General features: G+C 69.4%; 19 protein-coding genes. 10 read left to right on the forward strand and 9 right to left on the reverse strand.

Annotated elements, in window-relative coordinates; genetic code table 11:
- The first annotated feature begins 10 nt into the window (after window positions 1-10).
- Genes pseC through FN976_RS21435 form a run of 9 tightly spaced genes read left to right on the forward strand, consistent with a single transcriptional unit; the run spans window position 11 to window position 8378 of the window.
- Window positions 11-1174 (forward strand): UDP-4-amino-4,6-dideoxy-N-acetyl-beta-L-altrosamine transaminase, encoded by a 1164-nt coding sequence (gene pseC, locus FN976_RS21395; protein WP_349291396.1) that lies wholly within the window; start codon window positions 11-13, stop codon window positions 1172-1174.
- Window positions 1171-1863, forward strand: coding sequence for a pseudaminic acid cytidylyltransferase (gene pseF / locus FN976_RS21400; protein WP_145895102.1), 693 nt, complete (start codon window positions 1171-1173; stop codon window positions 1861-1863). Before pseC ends, pseF begins: the two co-directional genes overlap by 4 nt.
- Entirely contained in the window at window positions 1860-2540 is a 681-nt protein-coding gene (locus FN976_RS21405) for a PIG-L deacetylase family protein (protein ID WP_145895103.1), read from the forward strand. The genes pseF and FN976_RS21405 overlap by 4 nt, the downstream gene beginning before the upstream one ends.
- Window positions 2537-3604, forward strand: a complete 1068-nt coding sequence (gene pseG / locus FN976_RS21410; protein WP_186511066.1) for a UDP-2,4-diacetamido-2,4,6-trideoxy-beta-L-altropyranose hydrolase — start codon at window positions 2537-2539, stop codon at window positions 3602-3604. Before FN976_RS21405 ends, pseG begins: the two co-directional genes overlap by 4 nt.
- Window positions 3597-4652 (forward strand): N-acetylneuraminate synthase family protein, encoded by a 1056-nt coding sequence (locus FN976_RS21415; protein WP_145895105.1) that lies wholly within the window; start codon window positions 3597-3599, stop codon window positions 4650-4652. The genes pseG and FN976_RS21415 overlap by 8 nt, the downstream gene beginning before the upstream one ends.
- Window positions 4645-5325 carry a class I SAM-dependent methyltransferase gene (locus FN976_RS21420; protein WP_145895106.1) on the forward strand — a complete coding sequence of 227 codons (681 nt, stop codon included), beginning with the start codon at window positions 4645-4647 and terminating at the stop codon, window positions 5323-5325. The genes FN976_RS21415 and FN976_RS21420 overlap by 8 nt, the downstream gene beginning before the upstream one ends.
- The gene (locus FN976_RS21425; protein ID WP_186511068.1) at window positions 5322-6425 is read left to right on the forward strand and encodes a bifunctional GNAT family N-acetyltransferase/class I SAM-dependent methyltransferase; all 1104 of its coding nucleotides are present in this window, start codon (window positions 5322-5324) and stop codon (window positions 6423-6425) included. The genes FN976_RS21420 and FN976_RS21425 overlap by 4 nt, the downstream gene beginning before the upstream one ends.
- Before the next feature lie 4 nt (window positions 6426-6429).
- Entirely contained in the window at window positions 6430-7125 is a 696-nt protein-coding gene (locus tag FN976_RS21430; protein WP_145895108.1) for a WbqC family protein, read from the forward strand.
- Window positions 7122-8378 carry a UDP-glycosyltransferase gene (locus FN976_RS21435; RefSeq protein ID WP_145895109.1) on the forward strand — a complete coding sequence of 419 codons (1257 nt, stop codon included), beginning with the start codon at window positions 7122-7124 and terminating at the stop codon, window positions 8376-8378. Before FN976_RS21430 ends, FN976_RS21435 begins: the two co-directional genes overlap by 4 nt.
- Here FN976_RS21435 and pseB read toward each other — a convergent pair.
- Window positions 8357-9361: a UDP-N-acetylglucosamine 4,6-dehydratase (inverting) gene (gene pseB / locus FN976_RS21440; protein ID WP_145895110.1), complete on the reverse strand. Its 1005-nt coding sequence runs from the start codon at window positions 9359-9361 to the stop codon at window positions 8357-8359. The two genes, FN976_RS21435 and pseB, sit on opposite strands and share 22 nt — an antisense overlap.
- 92 nt (window positions 9362-9453) lie before the next feature.
- The gene (locus tag FN976_RS21445; protein WP_145895111.1) at window positions 9454-10086 is read right to left on the reverse strand and encodes an LON peptidase substrate-binding domain-containing protein; all 633 of its coding nucleotides are present in this window, start codon (window positions 10084-10086) and stop codon (window positions 9454-9456) included.
- A gap of 54 nt (window positions 10087-10140) precedes the next feature.
- Between FN976_RS21445 and FN976_RS21450 the strand changes: the two genes are divergently transcribed.
- Window positions 10141-10683, forward strand: coding sequence for a YggT family protein (locus FN976_RS21450; RefSeq protein ID WP_145895112.1), 543 nt, complete (start codon window positions 10141-10143; stop codon window positions 10681-10683).
- 270 nt (window positions 10684-10953) lie between these two features.
- Here the strand turns inward: FN976_RS21450 and accD are convergent, their stop codons facing one another.
- From accD to asd, 7 genes are all read right to left on the reverse strand, one after another.
- Window positions 10954-11826, reverse strand: coding sequence for an acetyl-CoA carboxylase, carboxyltransferase subunit beta (accD, locus tag FN976_RS21455; RefSeq protein WP_145895113.1), 873 nt, complete (start codon window positions 11824-11826; stop codon window positions 10954-10956).
- Window positions 11827-11851: 25 nt separating this feature from the next.
- Window positions 11852-12661 carry a tryptophan synthase subunit alpha gene (trpA, locus tag FN976_RS21460; protein ID WP_145895114.1) on the reverse strand — a complete coding sequence of 270 codons (810 nt, stop codon included), beginning with the start codon at window positions 12659-12661 and terminating at the stop codon, window positions 11852-11854.
- The gene (trpB, locus tag FN976_RS21465; protein ID WP_145895115.1) at window positions 12658-13905 is read right to left on the reverse strand and encodes a tryptophan synthase subunit beta; all 1248 of its coding nucleotides are present in this window, start codon (window positions 13903-13905) and stop codon (window positions 12658-12660) included. Before trpB ends, trpA begins: the two co-directional genes overlap by 4 nt.
- Entirely contained in the window at window positions 13883-14617 is a 735-nt protein-coding gene (locus FN976_RS21470) for a phosphoribosylanthranilate isomerase (protein ID WP_145895116.1), read from the reverse strand. Before FN976_RS21470 ends, trpB begins: the two co-directional genes overlap by 23 nt.
- Entirely contained in the window at window positions 14614-15396 is a 783-nt protein-coding gene (truA, locus tag FN976_RS21475) for a tRNA pseudouridine(38-40) synthase TruA (protein WP_145895117.1), read from the reverse strand. The genes FN976_RS21470 and truA overlap by 4 nt, the downstream gene beginning before the upstream one ends.
- Window positions 15397-15424: 28 nt before the next feature.
- The gene (locus FN976_RS21480) at window positions 15425-18241 is read right to left on the reverse strand and encodes a FimV/HubP family polar landmark protein (protein WP_255440664.1); all 2817 of its coding nucleotides are present in this window, start codon (window positions 18239-18241) and stop codon (window positions 15425-15427) included.
- Between the two features lie 241 nt (window positions 18242-18482).
- A complete protein-coding gene (gene asd / locus FN976_RS21485; protein WP_145895119.1) occupies window positions 18483-19628 on the reverse strand; it encodes an aspartate-semialdehyde dehydrogenase in 1146 nt (381 codons plus the stop codon).
- Window positions 19629-19686 lie beyond the last annotated feature (58 nt).

The raw sequence follows: 19686 nt of genomic DNA on the forward strand, positions 1-19686 counted from the left end.
AGGGGCGACAATGGCCGCCATGATCCCCTATGGCCGCCAGATCATCTCCGACGCCGATGTGGAAGCGGTGGTCGCGGTTCTGCGTTCCGATTTCCTGACGCAAGGCCCCCAGGTGCCGGCCTTCGAGCAGGCGCTGGCCGCGTTCTGCGAGACGCCGCATGCCGTGGCCGTCAACAGCGCCACCAGCGCCTTGCACATCGCTTGCCTGGCACTTGGGGTGGGGCCGGGCGATACGGTCTGGACCTGCACCAACACCTTCCTGGCCAGCGCCAACTGCGCCCTCTATTGCGGCGCTGACGTGGAGTTCCTGGACATCGATCCACGGACGCTCAACGTGTCGGTGCCGGAATTGGCGGCGAAACTGGAGGCCGCCAGTGCGGCCGGCCGCTTGCCCAAGGTGCTGATCCCCGTGCATTTCGCCGGCCTGCCGTGCGACATGGCCGAGATCGCAGGGCTGGCGCGGCGGCATGGCGTCGCCGTCGTGGAAGACGCCTCGCATGCGGTGGGCGCCCGCTACGGCGACGGCTCGCCGGTCGGCAGCGGCCATCATTCGGACATCACGGTGTTCAGCTTTCACCCGGTGAAGATCATGACCACCGCGGAAGGCGGTGCGGCGCTGACGCGCGACGGGGCCCTGGCGCGCAAGCTCGCGCTGCTCCGTTCGCATGGGATGTCGCGCGAGCCGGAAGAAATGCGCGGTGCTCCGGACGGCCCCTGGTACTACCAGCAGCTGGCGCTGGGCTACAACTACCGCATGACGGAACTGCAGGGCGCGCTGGGCCGCTCCCAGCTGCCCCGTGTTCCCGCCTGGGTCGATGCCCGGCACGCGCTCGCGGATCGCTATGACCAGGAGCTTGCCGGCCTGCCGCTGCTGCTGCCGTGGCGCGGGTCGCCGGCCCGGTCCGCCCTGCATCTGTACGTGGTGCAGCTCGATGAGGAGCGGACCCGGGTGAGCCGCCGCCACGCCTTCGAGGCGCTGCGGGCCGGCGGCATCGGCGTCAACGTGCACTACATCCCGGTCCACACGCAGCCCTTCTTCCGTGAACGGCGCGCGCAGAGCTTGCCGGCCGCGGAGCGCTACTACGCCCGCTGCATCACGCTGCCGCTCCATGCCGGCCTGACGGTGGAAGACCAGGACACGGTGATCGCGCGTCTGCGCGAGGTGCTGCAGTGACGCTCGCCATCATCCCGGCGCGCGGCGGCAGCAAGCGCATCCCGCGCAAGAACATCCGCCACTTCGCCGGCCGGCCGATGGTGGCGCACAGCATTGCGGCATGCCTGGAAAGCGGCCTGTTCGAGCGGGTGATCGTCTCGACGGAAGATGCCGAGATCGCGGAGGTCGCGCGGTCGCATGGGGCGGAAGTTCCTTTCCTGCGGCCCGCCGGCCTCGCGGACGATCATGCCGGCACCGACGAAGTCATGGCGCAGGTGCTGGGCGCGCTGGCTGAACGGGGCGAATCGCCGCCACAGGCCTGCTGCGTCTATGCGACCGCGCCCCTGCTGCGGCCCGACGACTTGCGGGCCGGCCGCGAACTGCTGGCGCAGGGGTGGGACTACGCGTTCTCCGCGGCGCGCTACCCGCACCCGGTGTTTCGCGCGTTCACCTGGCAGCCGGGGCAGGGCTGCGCCATGCTGATGCCGCAGCACTACGACACACGCTCGCAAGACCTGCCCGACGCGTGGCACGACGCGGCCCAGTTCTACTGGGGCGAGCGCGCGGCCTGGCTGGAGCGGCGGCCACTGTTCGGCGCCCGCTCCGCGATCGTGCCTTTGCCGCGTTGGCGGGTCCAGGACATCGACACACCGGAGGACTGGGAGATGGCTGAATTGCTGTACCGCATATGGCAGGAGCGGCGGACATGAACGGGGCCCGGGTTCTGGTCGTGGCCGCCCATCCGGACGACGAGGTGCTGGGTTGCGGCGCCACACTGGCCAAGTGGCGATCGCAGGGTGCCGAGATCCAGGTCGCCTTCCTCGCGGACGGTGTCGCGGCGCGCGGGGCGGCGGATGCCGGACCTGCCGCGCAACGCCGGCGCGCCGCTGCCCGCGCGGCCAGCACCGCCCTCGGCCTGCCGCCGCCCTGGTTCGGCGACTTCCCGGACAACCGCTGCGATGCTGTTCCCCTGCTGGAAATGGCCCAGGCGGTGGAAGCACTGGTGGCGCGCTTCAGTCCCACCACCGTGCTGACCCACCACCACGGCGACCTCAACATCGACCACCAGCGCGTTCACCAGGCGGCAATGACCGCCTGCCGGCCCCAGCCCGGCCACACCGTGCGGACGCTGCTGTTTTTCGAGGTGCCCTCCAGCACCGAATGGCAGACGCCGTCGCCCGCGTTGGCCTTCGTTCCGCAATGGCACGAGGACGTCGGCGCCACGCTCGACCGCAAGCTCGCCGCCTTGCAGGCGTATGCCGAGGAGTTGCGGCCCTGGCCGCACCCGCGGTCGGCCCGCGCGGTGGAGGCCCTGGCGCGCTGGCGCGGCGCGGCCGTCGGCTGCGAGGCCGCCGAAGCCTTCATGCTGGGACGGCTGGTGCGGTGAAGGTGCTCGTGCGCGCCGACGCGTCGCTGGCCCTGGGCAGCGGCCACGTCATGCGTTGCCGCACGCTGGCCGCTGAACTGCAACGGCGCGGCCATGGGGTCACTTTCGCCTGCCGGCCGCTGGATGGCCACTTGCTGGAACTGCTGCGCGCCGGCGGATTCGAAACCGCCGCGCTGCCACTGGACCCGCATGTCACCACCGGGCTCGAACCGATCGGCGACGCGCAGGCTCTGGCGGACGCGCAGGCCTGTGTGCAGCTGGCCGGCGCACTCGACTGGGTGGTGGTCGACCACTATGGACTCGGGGCGCGCTGGGAGCAGGTCTTGCGGAATGCGGGCGCGCGGGTCCTCGCGCTCGACGACCTGGCGGACCGCCTGCACAGCTGCGACCTGCTGCTGGACCAGAACCCGGGCGGTGCGGAGCGCTATGCAGCGCGCGTGCCACCGGGCACCCGTTTGCTGGTGGGGCCGGAGTGGGCGCTGGTGCGGCCTGAATTCCCCGCCCTGCGCGCCACCAGCCTGGAGCGCCGGCAGCGCCCGGTGCTGCAACGCCTGCTGGTGTTCCTGGGTGGAGGCGACGTGGCCGCGGACGTGCAAGTTGCCCTGACGGGCGCGCTGGCCAGCGGGATCCCCTGGACCCATGTGGATGTGGTTCTGGGCAGCGGCGTACCGGGCGCCGACGCGGTTGCGGCTCAATTGAAATCCTTCCCGAGTGCCGTCCTGCACGTCCAGACCGAACACATGGCCCGTCTGATGGCCGATGCCGATGTCGCCATCACGGCCGGGGGCGGCGTCACCTGGGAGAAATGTTGCCTGGGCCTGCCCAGCCTGGTGGCCGTGCTGGCGGAGAATCAGGGGGCGGTGGTGCCGGAGCTGCGGGCTCGCGGCGCGGCGGTGGTGCTGGAGCCGGCGGGGCCGCCGCGGCCAGAAGACATTGCGGCGGCGCTGCGGGCCTTGACGCCCGCCAGCCTGGCAGCCATGGCGCAGGCGGCCGCGGGCATGTGCTCCGGGCAGGGGGCGCCGCGGGTTGCGGCACAGCTGGAACAAGGGACGAAGGATGGATGAAGTACGCGCGGGACCCCGGCGCATCGGACGGGGCCAGCCCTGCCTGATCGCGGCCGAGGTCGGCATCAACCACAACGGCGACCTGGACCTGGCGCTGCGCAGCATCGATGCGGCGGCAGCGGCGGGCGCCGACGCGGTCAAGTTCCAGAACTACCGCACCGAGGACTTCCTCAGCGACGAGACCCTGCAGTACAGCTACCGCAGCGGTGGGCGCGAAGTGCGCGAGTCGCAATTCGCCATGTTCAAGCGCTGCGAGCTGCGCCCGGGCATGCTCGCCCAGCTCAAGGCCCGTTGCGATGCGCGTGGCGTGCTGTTCTTCAGCACCCCGACCGGGGCCGAAGGCATCCGCGAACTGGTGGACCTGGGGGCGCCGCTGATCAAGAATGGCTCCGACTTGCTGACCCACATCGACGTGGTGCGTGCCATGGCGCGCAGCGGCCTGACCACCGTGCTTTCCACCGGCATGGCGACGCTGGCGGAAGTGGATGCGGCGGTCCGCCTGTTCCGTGCGGAGGGCGGACGCGAACTCGTGCTGCTGCATTGCACGTCGAGCTACCCGACACCGCCGGACCAGGTCAATCTGCGCCGCATGGCGACACTGCGCTCGGCGTTCGGCTGTCCCGTCGGCTTCAGCGACCACTCCGAGGGCGTGGCGGCGGCAACGGCGGCCGTTGCGCTCGGCGCCTGCTTCGTCGAGAAGCACTTCACCCTGGATCGGACGCTCCCGGGCCCGGACCATTGGTTCTCCTGCGACCCCGATGGCTTCGCGGCACTGGTGCATGGCATCCGCACCGCCGAAGCGGCACTGGGCGACTCGATGCCCGGGCCGACCGCGGCCGAGGCCGAAGGGCGAGAGCAATTCCGCCTGTCGTGCACCACCGCGCAGGCCCTCCCAGCGGGAACCCGGCTGGGCGAGGCCCACATCGCGTTCCGCCGGCCCGGCACCGGCATTGCGCCCGAGGCGCGCGCGGCGTTGATCGGCCAGGTGCTGCGGCAGGATTTGCCGGCCGGCACGACGCTGACCTGGGAGCACTTCGGCCATGGCTGAACCCAGCTTCGATCCGGTCTGGGACACCATCTATGGCGGCGGTCACACGGTGCGCTACCCCTGGGACGCGGTGGTCAGTTTTGTCTTCCGGCATGCGCCCAGGGGCGTGCCCCGCGCGTCCGTGCGCATCCTCGAAGTGGGGTGCGGGTCCGCCAGCAACTTGTGGTTCGCGGCGCGGGAAGGCTTCTGCGTCACCGGCATCGATGGATCGGCCGCGGCGATCGCGCAGGCGCGGCGCCGCTTCGCCGACGAAGGCCTCAGCGGTGATCTCCGCGTCGGCGACTTCACCCGCCTGGACGGCCTGGCGGATGCGAGTTTCGACCTGGTCATCGACCGTGGGGCGCTGGTGTGCACGGGCTATTCGGACGCCGCGCGAGCCGTCCGCGAAATCGGCCGCGTGCTGAAGCCTGGCGGCCGCTTCTTCTTCAATCCCTACAGTGACCGCCACACGAGCGCGTCGTCCGGCCGCGCCGCCGCGGATGGCCTGCGCGTGGGGATCGACAAGGGAAGCCTGGTGGGCGTCGGCCAGCTGTGCTTCTACGGCCGCGATGAGGTCGACGGGCTCCTGCGCGAGGGTTGGGTGGTGCGTTCGCTGCAGCACCTGGAACTCCAGGAAGCGCTGGACGGCAGCTTGCATGCCGAATGGCGGGTGGTGGCGGAGAAGCCGGCGTGAACGACGGGAGCCACGGGACCGGCACAGTGGCCGCGGCGGACAGGCTGGCACTGCGCCCGCTGGCGGCCGCGGACGCCGAACGCCTGCTCACCTGGCGCAACGACCCTTTCATCGTCGCCCGCTCGTTGAGCCGGCGGGAGGTGCAGCCGGACGAGCATCGCCGCTGGTTCACCGCGCTGCTGCAGCGGCACGACGTCCTGGCCTGGGTGGTGGAAGTGGCCGGCAGGCCCATCGGCCACGCGCGGGCCGAACCGCAGGCGCAGGACTGGCTGCTGACGATCTACCTGGCCCAGGACGCCACCGGTCATGGGTGGGGCGTGCGAGCGATCGAACTGGCCTGCCAGGCCTGTGCCCAAAGCCGTCCGTGGTCGGCTGTCATCGCCGAAGTCGTGCCCGGGAATCGCGCGGCACTGTCGGCTTTCCTTCGCGCCGGCTTCCAGCGTTGTCCGGATCAAGACCGGCCGGACGCGTTGATCCTCACCTGGCGGCGGGTCGCAGGCGAGGAGGCGCGCACCGTGGCTCACTACGAAGCCCTGATGTCCGCGCACGGGGACTCGTTTCGCGCCCTCGACTGGGGCAGCGCCGCGGGCCAGCGGCTGCGCTTCGAGGTGCTGGCCGGCGTGGGGGACCTGGCGAACGCCAGCGTGCTGGATGTCGGCTGCGGCCTGGCCCATTTCGCGGATTGGTTGGACGAGCGCGGGATGGCCGCCGGCTACACCGGCCTCGACCTGGTGCCCGCGCTGCTGGAAGGCGCGGCGCGGCGGCGGCCGGACTTGCGGCTGGTTGCGGGCAGCATCCTGGATCCTGCGGTGCTGGCCGGCGAGCAGTTCGACTATGTGTTCGCCAGCGGCGTCTTCTATACCTACAGCGACGGCGCCGACGATGTCCTGCGGCAAAGCGTGTGCAGGATGTGGGAGCTTGCGCGGCGCGGCGTGGCCTTCAACGCATTGAGCACCCACGCACCGGACCGCGAGCCCGGCGAGTATTACGCCGACCCGGAGACGGTGCTGGACTTCTGCCGGGGGCTGACCCCGCGAGCGGAGCTGGTGACGGGGTATCACCCGCGCGACTTCACCGTCTACCTGCGGCGCGAAGGCTGATGCGGTGATCGTGTCGATTGCGCAGCCGGCCTACCTGCCGTGGCTCGGCTATTTCGACCGCGTGGCGGCCAGCGACCTGCACGTCGTCCTGGATCACGTGCCGCTGGAGCGCAGTTCCACCACGCGCTTCACCAATCGCAACAAGGTGCGCGGGCCGGGCGGCCCGCTCTGGCTCACGGTGCCGGTCGTGGGCGCCAGCCGCCAGCCGGCGATCAACGCCGCTGAGATCGATACCACGCAAGGCTGGCAGCAGCGGCACCGGCGGACCTTGGAGCAGGCCTACGGCAAGACGCCGCATTTCGCCGCACTGGCGGGCTTGCTGGAAACTTCTTACGGAACTCCCTGGACACGCCTCAATGACCTGCTCGCGGTGCAACGCGGCTGGCTGCTGGATGCCCTGGGCATCGGGACCCGCATCGTCACCAGCTCGCAGCTGGGCGTGCCCGGAAGCAAGAGCGAACTGATCCTGCGGCTGTGCGAGGCGGTGGGAGCGACGGTCTACCTTTCCGGCCCCTTTGGCCGGGACTACCTGGATGCATCCGCATTCGAACGCTCGGGCATCGCCCTGCGTTTCCACGACTACGCCCATCCGGTCTACCCGCAGGGGTCACTGCCCTTCGAGCCGTACCTGAGCGTGGTCGACCTGCTGGCCCACCACGGCGCGGACAGCCTGCGGCTGCTGCGCACCCCACCGGAATGAACCGTCCTGCGCGTCTGCTGGCGGTGAGTTACGGCGGGGGCCACATCGCGATGGTCTTGCCTGTGCTGCGGGCCCTGCGCGAGCGGATGCCGGATCTGCAGATCCACCTGCTTGCGCTCACCACAGCGCGGGCCGCGGCGGCGGAGTTCGCGCCCCTCAGCTTCGGCTTCGCGGAACTGCTGGCCCGCTGGCCCGACGCCGACGCGACGCGGCATGGTCAAAGACTGCTTGCGTCGCACACCCACCCGGCGGTGGACCCGGCGGAATCGCTGGCTTACCTGGGACTGAATTGGGTGGACCTGGAGCGCCAGCACGGCGCTGAGGAAGCCACGCAGAGGTATGCGCAGGCTGGGCGCGGGGCGTTCTTCCCCCTCCACACTTTGCGGCGGCTGCTCGCCGACTTGCAGCCCGATTTCGTGCTCGCCACCAATTCGCCGCGTGCGGAGCAGGCCGCGCTGCAGGCGGCGGTGGAAGCAGGCATCCCCAACCTGGCACTGTTCGACCTGTTCCCGATCGAGAACGACCCGTATGCCCAGCGGCCGGTGCTGGCCGACTGCACCGCTGTCGTCGCGCCCGCAGCCAAAGCGGCGCTGGTGCGCGCTGGCGTGCCCGAGCAGGCGGTCGTGGTCACAGGCAACCCCGCCTTCGACGGCTTGGCGGACCCCGCACACGCGGCCGCGGCGCTGGCGCTGCGCGCCCGCCTCGGCTGGACGGCCAAGTGGGTGGTCCTGTATGCGGGTCACGCCGAGCCGGCCGCGGGGCCGCATTGGCCTGCCGGCACAGCGTTTCCCCTGGCCATCGAGGACACGCTGCGCGATTGGGTGGCCGCCGACCCCGACCTGGCGCTGGTCATCCGGCAGCACCCCAACCACTGGCACCAGTTCCAGGAGGCCTGGGCCGGACGGCCAGCGCACCCGCGCGTGCACCTCAGCCTGCCGGACGAGGAGCCCGTCGAACACGCGCTCCTGGCGGCCGACGCCGTGGTGGTCCAGGTGTCCACCGTCGGTGTGCAGGCGGAGGTGGCGGGCAAACCGGTGTTCTCGATGGAGGAGTCCCCGGCCGCGCACCATGCCGGCTTCAGCTGGGCTGGCCTGGGCATCGCGACCGGCATCCATGCGCTGGCCGACCTGCCTCCCGCGCTGGAGGCGGCGCGCCTGCGGCGGACGGCGCCCGTCCTGGTGATCCCGACACCTGCCGCCGCAAGCGTCGCGGAGCTCGTGCTGCGCCGGCTTCAGCCGGCGGCAGGATCGTAGGCGTCGATCAGCGTCCGCAACGTTTCCACGCTCAGGAAATCCGGGTTGGCGCCGCTGTTGTAGGCAAAGCCGGGCGCGACCGCCGTGGCGCCGCGCTTGCTGCAATATTCTTCCAGTGAATACGCGCCGCCAACCGGCAGGATCGCGTAGTACTGCCCCAGGTCGACGGTGTTGAAGCTGTCGCTGGAGGTGATCATCTCCTCGTGGATCTTCTCGCCGGCCCGGATGCCGACGACTTCCTGCCTGCAATCCGGGCCGACGGCCTGCGCCATGTCGGTGATCCGGTACGAAGGGATCTTGGGCACGAACACCTCGCCACCCCAGGCGTTGTCGATGGCCCAGAGGACCATCTCCACGCCCTGGTCCAGGCTGATGCTGAAGCGCGTCATGCGGGGGTCGGTGATGGGGAGCACGCCGCTCGCGCGCTGCCGCAGGAAGAACGGCATGACCGACCCCCGGCTGCCCATCACGTTGCCGTAGCGCACCACCGAGAAGCGGATGTCGCGGCTGCCCTTGACGTTGTTGGCGGCGATGAACAGCTTGTCGGAGCACAGCTTGGTGGCGCCATACAGGTTGACCGGCGCGGCCGCCTTGTCGGTGGACAGGGCGACGACGTTCCGCACGCCCGCCGACAGGCAGGCCTCGACCATGTTCTGGGCACCCAGGACGTTGGTCTTGATGAACTCGAACGGGTTGTATTCGGCGGCCGGCACCTGTTTCAACGCCGCGGCGTGAATGACGGTGTCGATGCCTTCCAGCGCACGCCGCAGCCGTGCCTCGTCGCGCACGTCGCCGATGAAGTAGCGCAGGCCCGGATAGCGCTTCTCGGGAAACTCCTGCTGCATCTCGAACTGCTTGAGCTCGTCCCGGGAATAGACGACCAGGCGCGGGATGTCCGGATGGCGCCCCAGGACCGTTCGGACGAACGCACGGCCGAAGGAGCCTGTGCCGCCGGTGATGAGGAGGGAGGATTGGGAAAGCATGCTCGGTCCGTTGACGGGTTCGTATTATCGAGACATCCGCATGGGCGCCGGCTGGCCCCAACTTGGGGGTCCCAGACGCGCCGCGTCGAACCTCAGGTCGTGATGCCGGTGCGCGTGAGCACGTCGCTCACGAGTTCCAGCCGCACCAGCGGGTTGTCGAGTTCCATCAGCCGCTGCTTGAGCGCGACCGGCAACGGCAGCAGCTCACACCACCGGTTGGCCACCCAGCCGCAGTCGTCCAGCTGCCAGGGCTCCTGCAGGGGCATGGGCGATGCATCGCCGGCGCGCTGCTGCAGCGACTGGATCAGCCGGCTGAGCGCATCCGAGGTGCCCTTCAGGTCGTCGGGAATGGCCACCGTCATGTCGATCGCCAGGCGTTCCACGTCCGCCACCCACAAGCCGTGCTTCAGCTGGTCGCTGGACGTGATGCGGAAGCGTTGCGCACCGCTCGCGCGGACCAGCATCAGGCCGGGGCGCGGTGTTTCGAGGTCGATGATGGTGGCGAGCGTGCCCACCTTGGAGAACGCTTCCTGGCTGCCGGGCTGGCGCACTTCGCTGCCCTGCGTGAGGGACACCACGCCGAAGGGCGCGCCGGCCTTGCGGCACTTGCCGATCATGTCGAGGTAGCGCACTTCGAAGACCCGCAGTGACAGCAGGCCACCGGGAAACAGCACGGCATCGAGCGGGAACAGGGGAAGGGACTGCAGGGTGAGGGCGGCCGGCACGGAAGCTCCATTGCGCTGCCGCTATCATCCCACGACCCAGCTCAGCGCGTCTTCATGCTCTCCCAAATCCTTTCGCTCCTGCTCCAGGTTGCTGCCACGCTGCTCGGCGGCGCCTGCCTGATGCGGTTCTACATGCAGTACCAAAGGATTCCATTTCGCAACCCGCTGGGGCGCTTCGTGATGGCGGTCACGGATTGGCTGGTGCTGCCCCTGCGCAAGGTGCTCCCGAAGGCGCGTGTCGACATCGCCAGCATCCTGGGCGCGTACCTGATCTCGCTCGCGCACTACTCGATCCTGTGGCTGCTGTTCGGCCGGGGCGGCTATGGCCTGGTTCCGGTGGATGCCATCTTCGGTGTCGCCTACATGGCGATCTGGGGCTTGATCGCGATGCTGGTGATCTATGCGATCCTGTCCTGGGTGCGGGCCGAATCCGACGCGGCGGACGTCCTCGACGCCATGCTCGCCCCGTTGCTGCGGCCATTCCGCCGGGTGATCCCGCTGGTCGGCGGGATCGACCTGTCGCCGCTGGCGCTGCTCGTGGTGCTGCAGATCGCCCTGATCGTCCTGGGCGGAACCCGCGAAGCTGTCTTGTTCTGATCTCTGAAAAATTGCTGCTGCAATTTTTCAGAGGCCTGATCGGTAGGGTCAGGCCCGGCAAAGCCGGTTCCTGACCCTATGGGAGACTGCGCTGCGCGATGCTCCGCGCAATCTTCGAGGCGGGCAGCACAAGCTGCCCGCCGGGCGAGAACCGCGCGGAATAGCATGCAGCGCGGTTCCCCTTGCGAGAAGGATCCGGCTTTGCCGGTCCTTCTCGCACTGATCAAGCCACATAGAAAAGTCGCATAGCGACTTTTCTATGTGAGATACCTAGCTGATCGCGTCGGCCGACTGGCGCTGAAGCATGGCGAGCACGCTCGCCACGGTCTTGCGCAGCTCGCGCCGGTCGCAGATGAAATCCACCGCGCCCTTGGACTGCAGGAACTCCGCGCGCTGGAAGCCCGGCGGCAGGGTCACGCGCACGGTCGATTCGATGACACGCGGCCCGGCGAAGCCGATCAGCGCCTTCGGCTCGGCGATGACCACGTCGCCCACGAAAGCGAAGCCGGCGCTCACGCCGCCCATGGTGGGGTCGGTCAGCACGCTGATGTAAGGCAGGCCTTTCTTGGCCAGCCGCGTGAGCGCGGCATTGGTCTTGGCCATCTGCATCAGCGACAGCAGGCCTTCCTGCATGCGCGCGCCGCCGGTGGCGGTGAAGCAGAGGAAGGGCACCTTCTGTTCGACGGCGGATTCGACGCCACGCACGAAGCGCTCGCCGACCACGCTGCCCATGCTGCCACCCATGAAGTCGAACTCGAACGCCGCGGCCACCAGGCTGATGGAATGGACGGCGCCGCCCATGACCACCAGCGCGTCCGTCTCACCCGTGTTCTCCAGCGCTTCCTTCAGGCGCTCGGGGTACTTGCGGCTGTCCTTGAACTTGAGCGCGTCGACCGGCAGCACTTCCTGCCCGATCTCATAGCGGCCTTCGGCATCGAGGAAACCGTTCAGCCGGGCCCGGGCGCCGATGCGGTGGTGGTGGCTGCAGGTGGGGCAGACGTTCTGGTTCTGCTCCAGGTCGGTCTTGTAGAGCACCGTCTCGCAGCTGGGGCATTTGACCCAGAGGCCTTCGGGCACGCTGCGGCGTTCGTTGGGATCCGTTTGCTGGATCTTCGGGGGCAGCAGTTTTTCCAGCCAGCTCATCTGGGCGCTCCTCGACGTTGCATGCCTATGAGTCTAACGCCGTCCGGATTTCGGTCAGGAAGGACGACAGCGCTTTCGCGGCGCCGTTGCGCGGCTGGTCTTCCACCACCTGGATGACCTTGGTGCCGATGACCACCGCATCGGCGACGCGCCCGACCGCCTTGGCGGTCACCGCGTCGCGGATCCCGAAGCCCACGCCCACCGGGATCTTCACGTGCTGGCGGATCCGGGGCAGTGCCGCGTCCACGGCCGCCGTGTCCAGATGGCCCGCGCCCGTCACACCTTTCAGCGACACGTAGTAGACGTAGCCGGAGGCCACGCGTGCCACCTGCTGGATGCGCTGGTCGGTGCTGGTGGGCGCCAGCAGGAAGATCAGGTCCAGGCCCACGGCCTTCAGCTGGGCCGCGAATGCCTCGCATTCCTCGGGCGGGTAGTCCACGATGAGCAGGCCATCGACGCCCGCCGCGGCGGCGTGGCGTGCGAAGGCCCCCTGGCCATGGGTCAGCTCGTAGCGCTCGACGGGGTTGGCGTACCCCATCAGCACCACGGGTGTGCTGCCGTCGCGCTGGCGGAAGTCGCGCACCATCCCCAGCACCTGGGCGAGGCCCACGCCGAGCGCCAGCGCCTTCTCCCCGGCGCGCTGGATCACGGGGCCATCGGCCATCGGATCGGAGAAGGGCACGCCCAGCTCGATCACGTCGCTGCCGGCCGCGACCATGGCGTGCATCAGCTCCGGCGTGATGTCGGCAAAGGGGAAGCCGGCGGTGATGTAGGGAATGAGAGCCTTGCGGCCCTGCTTCTGCAAGTTGTCGAAGGTCGTCGCGATCCGGCTCATTTCGTGCCGCCCTTCACGCTCAGCCCGCGCATCGAAGGCCGGTCGTAGAAGTCGACGCCCGCCAGGTCGGCCACGGTGCCGATGTCCTTGTCGCCGCGCCCGGACAGGTTCACCAGGATCTTCTGATCCGGCCGCATCGTCTTCGCGAGCTTCATCGCATACGCGATGGCGTGGCTCGATTCCAGCGCGGGGATGATGCCTTCGGTGCGGCACAGGTAGTGGAAGGCCGCGAGCGCTTCCTCGTCGGTGATCCCGACGTATTCCGCCCGGCCGATGTCCTGCAGCCAGGCGTGCTCGGGGCCCACGCCCGGATAGTCGAGGCCGGCGCTCACGCTGTGCGTCTCGATGATCTGCCCGTCGGCGTCCTGCAGGATGTAGGTGCGGTTGCCGTGCAGCACGCCGGGACTGCCACGTTGCAGCGATGCGGAATGCTTGCCGCTGTCGAGCCCTTCACCCGCGGCTTCGACGCCGATCAGGCGCGTCTTCTCGTGCGGGATGTAGGGGTGGAAGATGCCCATCGCATTGCTGCCGCCGCCCACGCAGGCGACCACGGCGTCAGGCTGCGCGCCTGCCAGCGCCGGCATCTGCTCCAGGCACTCCTTGCCGATCACGCTCTGGAAGTCGCGCACCATCATCGGGTAAGGATGCGGGCCCGCGACAGTGCCGATGATGTAGAACGTGTTCTCGACGTTCGTCACCCAGTCGCGCATCGCCTCGTTCAGCGCGTCCTTCAGCGTCTTGCTGCCCGACTCCACCGGCACCACGGTGGCGCCCAGCAGGTTCATGCGGTAGACGTTCGGGCTCTGGCGCTTGACGTCGTTGCTGCCCATGTAGACGACGCACTCGAGCCCGTAACGGGCGCAGATGGTGGCCGTGGCGACGCCGTGCTGGCCGGCGCCGGTCTCGGCGATCACGCGGGGCTTGCCCATGCGCCGGGCGAGCATCGCCTGGCCGATCACGTTGTTGATCTTGTGGGCGCCGGTGTGGTTCAGGTCCTCGCGCTTCAGGTAGATCTGCGCGCCGCCCTGTTCGCGGCTCATCCGCTCGGCGTGGTAGATCGGCGAAGGGCGGCCGACGAAGTGCTTGAGCTCGTAGTTGAATTCCCGCAGGAATTCGGGCTCGTGCTGGTACTTCGCGTAGGCGTCGCGCAGTTCGCTGATCGCGTGGGTCAGCGTTTCGCTGACGAAGCTGCCGCCGTATTTTCCGAAGTGGCCTGTCGGATCAGGTTGTTGATAGGAGGGCATGGGTTGGCCTTGCAAGAAGCGCGTCGGCGGCCCGCACGGCCGCGACGAACTGATGGATCTTTGCCGGGTCCTTGATTCCCTTGAGGGTGGAACCCCCGTCGGCGGAAACCTCGACCCCGGAACTCACATCAACGGCGAGCGTTTTGCAACGCGGCCGCACTTGCACGATGCCATCGGTCACATTTGCAGGCGTCAACCCACCACTCAAAACGAGGTGAGCGTTGACGCTTGGAGGAAGACGTGACCAATTGAATGCCTTGCCCGACCCGCCGTAGCCCTCGACGTGGGCGTCGAGCAGCAGCGCTTGCGCGCCCGCGAACCGGTGGGCGAATTCTAGCAAGTCGAAGGGCGTGGCCTCGTCCAGCGGGATGCGGGCAGCCCGCAGGTAGGGGCGGGCGCCGTCCGCCGTCGCGCCCGCGCAATATTCGGGGGTCTCGTCGCCGTGGAATTGCAGCGTGGCCGCGCCGATCAGGTCGCAGGCGGCGCGAACCTCGTCCAGCGGTGCGTTGACGAAGAGCAGGGTCGGACTCACGAAGGGCGGCAGCCGCCGCGCCAGCTGCGCCGCGCGGGCCACGGGCACGTGGCGCGGGCTCTTCGCATAGAGCAGGAAGCCGACGGCGTCCGCGCCCGCCTCGACCGCCGCGTCCACGTCCTGCTCGCGCGTCAGTCCGCAGATCTTGATGCGGGTGCGGTGGTCGAGCGCTTGCGTCATGGCAGCCAATCATACGCAGCGGTGCGGTCCGGGATGTTCCAGGCGGCTTCGTAGACCGGGCCGAGGAAGTACAGGCCGTCGGGGGAGAACGTGGGCGCGGCCACGTCCCGGCTGCGCGCCTGCAGCACCTCGCGCATCCAGCCCGGCGGCTGCAGGCCCTGGCCGACCTGGAGCAGGCAGCCCATCAGGTTGCGGATCATGTGGTGCAGGAAGGCGTTGGCCTCGAAGTCGAAGCGCCAGTACGCGCCGCGCCGCCGGATGCCCACCGGCTGCAAGGTCTTGACCGGGGTCGGCGACTGGCAGGACGACGCCCGGAAGGAGGTGAAGTCGTGCTCGCCCACGAGGTGGGCGGCCGCCTCGGCCATCACGCCGGCATCCAGCGGGCGGAACACCCAGCCGACCCGCCCCGCGTCGACGCTGGGGCGAACCGGGGATTCGAGCACCACGTAGGCATAGCGGCGGGCGCGGGCGCTGTTGCGGGCGTGGAACGCATCGGGCACCGGCATCGCCCATTGCACGGCGATGTCGGGAGGCAGGAAGGTGTTGGTGCCGCGCACCCAGGAATGGTTTTCGCGCTGCACCTCGGTGTCGAAGTGCACCACCTGCATCAGGGCGTGGACGCCGGCATCGGTGCGGCCGGCGCAGACGGTGGAGATGGGGCGGTCGGCGAAGCGGGCGAGCGCCTCTTCCAGCCGATCCTGGACGGTCAGGCCCGAAGGCTGGCTTTGCCAGCCCTGGTAGGCCTGACCGTGGTAGCTGATGGCCAGGGCCTGCCGCATGGGCGTCCCCCGGATGCCGTCGAACCGGCTAGCCGATCTCGGCCAGCAGCTTCTGCGCCCGCGACTTCAGGTCGCCTGAAGCCTCGGCCACGACTTCCTCGGCGAGGCTGCGGGCCCCGTCGGCGTCGCCGATGGCGTTGAATTCCTCGGCGAGCGCCAGCTTGGTGGCCAGCGGATCGTCACCGCCGTCGGTTCCCGCGGCCAGCGAAGTCGGCCCCGTGGACAGCGGAGAACCCGCGGTGTCGCCGGCAGCCGAGCCGCCATCGAGGTCAAGCGACAAGGCACCGAGGTCGAACTCGATCATGCCCGCGTCGGGCTCCGCCTTGGCCGCCGCCGGTGCAGGTGCGGGGCCGGGCAGGGGCTCAGGCGTGAAGCTCAGGCTGTTCTCGTTCAGCGTCAGGTCCGGTGCCTCCAGGCGCACCGGTTCCGGCTGCGACGGCATGTCGAGCGACATCGGGTCCGGCGCCTTCATGGCGACGGTGGGACCACCGAAATCCATGTCGAGGCCGGCGGGAGCCGCCGGGGGCTCGTGCTGCGGAATCGCGGCCATCTTGAGCGTGGGCTCCGGCGTGGCCATGGGCGGCGGGTCGTCGTCGCCCAGGGAGAAGTCGAGGTCCAGGTCGATGTCGGATGCGGCCGGTGCAGGCGGGGCGGAGGCGTTGGTCTGCAGGTGCATCGGCACCGTCTGGGTGGCGCCGAAAGCGGTTGCGCTGGCGGCGCCGGCCGCCATGCCCATGCCCGCGGAAGAAACAGCGCTCTCGCCTGGCTGGCCGCCGGGCCGGTACATCGGGTTCGCCGGGTCGAGTTCACGCCCCAGTTCGCAGATGTGTTCCCATTCCTGGCCGGCGCCATGCGTCAGGTTGTAGGCGTCGGTGGCGACCACCTCGAAGGCTTTCGGATCGCGGCGCTTGGCGTAGATCTCGAGCAGCTTGGCATGGATGGCCACGCGCTGCGGGTTGGTGCGCAACGCTTCCTTGAGGATCTCCTCGGCCTGCAGGTCACGGCCGTAGGCCAGGTAGACATCGGCCTCGGCGACCGGATCCACGTCGCCCGCCGCATCCAACTGGCTCGGCGAATAGACCATGGACGAACCGGTCGGGTTGTTGCTTTCCGCCGTGTCGATGCGTTGGCCGCCGCTGGCGCCGAAGAAGGAATCGGGCTGCAGGCGGCTTTCGAGGAACGAGCTGTCGACCTGGGTCACCTTGCGCTTCTGGCGCATGCGCCAGAAGCCGAACCCGAGCAGCAAGGCCAGGGCACCCACGCCGAGGCCGGGGATGAGCGGGTTCGCCATCATCTCGTCCATCATGCTGGGCGGAGGTGGCGGGGGAACGGCGGCCTTCTTCGGAGCGGGCGGCGCGACCGGTGCGGCGACGACGGGCGCTGGCGCCGGTGTGACGGGAGTGACGGCGGCGGCTGGGGCGCTCGCCGGCGCGGAGGCCACCGCGGCGACCGGAGCAGCCGTCGGCGCCGGGGTGGGCGCCGGCGTCGGTGCCGGGGTGGGAGCAGGCGTTGGCGCCGGGGTCGGCGCGGGCGTCGGCGCCGGGGTCGGTGCCGGTGTGGGAGCAGGCGTCGGCGCCGGGGTCGGTGCCGGCACGGCCGCCTTCGGTGCCGCGGCGGTGACGCCGGCAGCAGCGGGCCCGGAAGCCGGCCGGGCGGTGGTGGCGGTCGCGGGAGTGGCCGGCGTTGCCGCCGCGGGCGGACGCGCGGCAGTGGCGGGCACGCCCGGGGGCGTCGTCACTCCCGGGCGCGGCGCGCTGGCGCCGACGGCGGGTGCGCTGCCGGTCAACCGGTTCAGGTCCGCGATGTTCTTGTTCAGTTCGGCGACGCGGGTCGCGGCGTCCTGGCTGGCGCGGTCCTTCGCGATCTTGTCGGGACTGGCCTTGCCGGGCGGCGTCTGGACGGCGCCCTTGGAAAGCGTCAGGCGGTCCGGCTGGGCGGCGCCCGGTTTCTTGTCTTCCACCTTCGCCTGGACGCGGCCCGTGGCCTGGCGGTCCGAGCTGGGAACGGCGGCGACGGGCAAGCCATCGGCCAGGCGGCGGCGGAATTCGTTGAAGTCGCGGCTTTGCGCGACGACGGTTTCCTTCGCTTCGTCCGGCGGCACGGTGCCGGCGGATTCCACGCCCGGCACTTCCAGGACGGCGCCGGCGCGCAGGCGGTTGATGTTGCCGCCGATGAAGGCTTCAGGGTTCGCGCGCAGCATGGCGACCAGCATCTGGTCGAGTGAAATGCTGGGCGGCTTGTTGGCCGCGGCGATCTTGCCGGCGGTGTCGCCCGCCTGGACGGTGACGCGCTTGTCGCCTGCCGCGCCTGGCGTGGCCGGCGTGGCAGGTGCGCGCGCCGTGCTGGGGGCCGGGGCTCGCGACGGCGAGCCGGGGGTCGTCGTGACGGCTCCCGCCCCCGGGGAAGTCTGCGCGGCCACCGGAGGGGCGGCGGGCCGCATGGTCGGCGGGTCGAACAGCATCGTGTAATCGCGCACGATGCGCCCGGACGCCCAGTTGGCTTCCAGGATCACGTCGACGAACGGGTCGTTCACGACGCGATCGCTGGACATGCTCAGGAAGTAGCGGCCATCCGGCCGCCGTTGCAGGGTGATCTGGACGTTGGCGAGGGCGGCGGCGTACTCCAGGCCGGCAGCGCGGAACGCGGCCGGCGTGGCGATGGCCACCCTGAGCGAATTGAGTTCCTCGGCGTTGATTTCGGGGATGTCGATTTCCGCCCGCAGGGGCTCGCCCAGCGCGGATTGGACATTCACCCGGCCCAACGCCAACGCGAGCGCGTTGGGGGAGGCGAGACCCAAAGTGACTGCGGCGGCCAGGGCCAACGCTGACAGCCGCCCCTGCGGCATGCGCTTCGAACTTGGCGTCCCCACTGCTCGATCTGAAGGCAGTCTTTTTCTCTTCATGCGGCCCATCGCCCCGAGGCTAATTTCGAAAAAGGACCATAGCATCAATGTCTTAGACTGACAAGCTGAGACACCTTTTAACTTCGGCGCAAGCCTGTCACGCAAGGCGCGAAGGCTTTGCTTGTTGCCACATGACAACGGGCCATGGTGTTTGTGCCGCGGCCCTCGCCGGCGACCGACGCGATTATGCGGCCAGCAAAATCCGCAGCATCCGGCGCAAAGGTTCGGCCGCGCCCCACAGCAGCTGGTCACCGATGGTGAACATGCCCACGTACTCGGGGCCCATGGCCAGCTTGCGGATGCGGCCCACCGGGATGTCCAGCGTCCCGGTCACTGCCACCGGCGTCAGCCCCTGCAACGTGGCCTCCTTGGTGTTGGGGATCACTTTCACCCACGCGTTGTCATTCGCCAGCAGGGCCTCGATGTCGGCCAGCGGCACATCCTTCTTCAACTTGAACGTCATGGCCTGGCTGTGGCAGCGCATGGCGCCGACGCGCACGCAGAAGCCGTCCACCGGAATGGCGGGGGCGTCGAAACCCGGGCCCTGGCCCAGGATCTTGTTGGTCTCGGCGCCGGCCTTCCACTCTTCGCGGCTCACGCCCTCGCCCAGGTCCTTGTCGATCCAGGGGATCAGGGAGCCGCCCAGCGGCACGCCGAAGTGCTCGGTCTCCGAGGCGCCCATGCCCTGCTGGCGGGCCAGCACCTTGCGGTCGATTTCGAGGATGGCGGACTTGGGGTCATCCAGCAATTGCCGCACTTCGTTGTTGATCGTGCCGAACTGGGTGAGCAGCTCGCGCATGTGCTGGGCGCCGCCACCCGAGGCGGCCTGGTAGGTCATGCTGGTCATCCACTCGACCAGGCCGGCCTTGTAGAGGGCGCCCACGCCCATCAGCATGCAGCTGACGGTGCAGTTGCCGCCGATCCAGTTGCGCCCGCCCCTGGCGAGGGCGTTCCTGATGACCGGAAGGTTGACGGGGTCGAGGATGATGACCGCGTCGTCCTTCATGCGCAGGGTGGAGGCGGCGTCGATCCAGTGGCCCGTCCAGCCGGCGGCGCGCAGCTTGGGGAAGACTTCGGTGGTGTAGTCGCCGCCCTGGGCGGTGATGACGATGTCGCACTTCTTCAGTGCGTCGATGTCGAAGGCGTCCTTGAGCGTGGTTTCGTTCTTCGCCTGGGCCGGGGCCTTGCCGCCGGCGTTGGAAGTGGAGAAGAAGACCGGCTCGATCAGCCCGAAGTCGCCTTCGGCCTGCATGCGGTCCATGAGGACCGAGCCGACCATGCCGCGCCAGCCGACGAGGCCGACGAGGGGTTGTTGTGCCTTGAGAGTCATGTCATCGCCCTTTCAGTTTGAATTCCTGGTTCCCCCGGCTCGTCTGGCCTTGGGGGAG

The organism is Caenimonas sedimenti (assembly GCF_007833165.1).
Taxonomy (GTDB): Bacteria; Pseudomonadota; Gammaproteobacteria; order Burkholderiales; family Burkholderiaceae_C; genus Ramlibacter; species Ramlibacter sedimenti.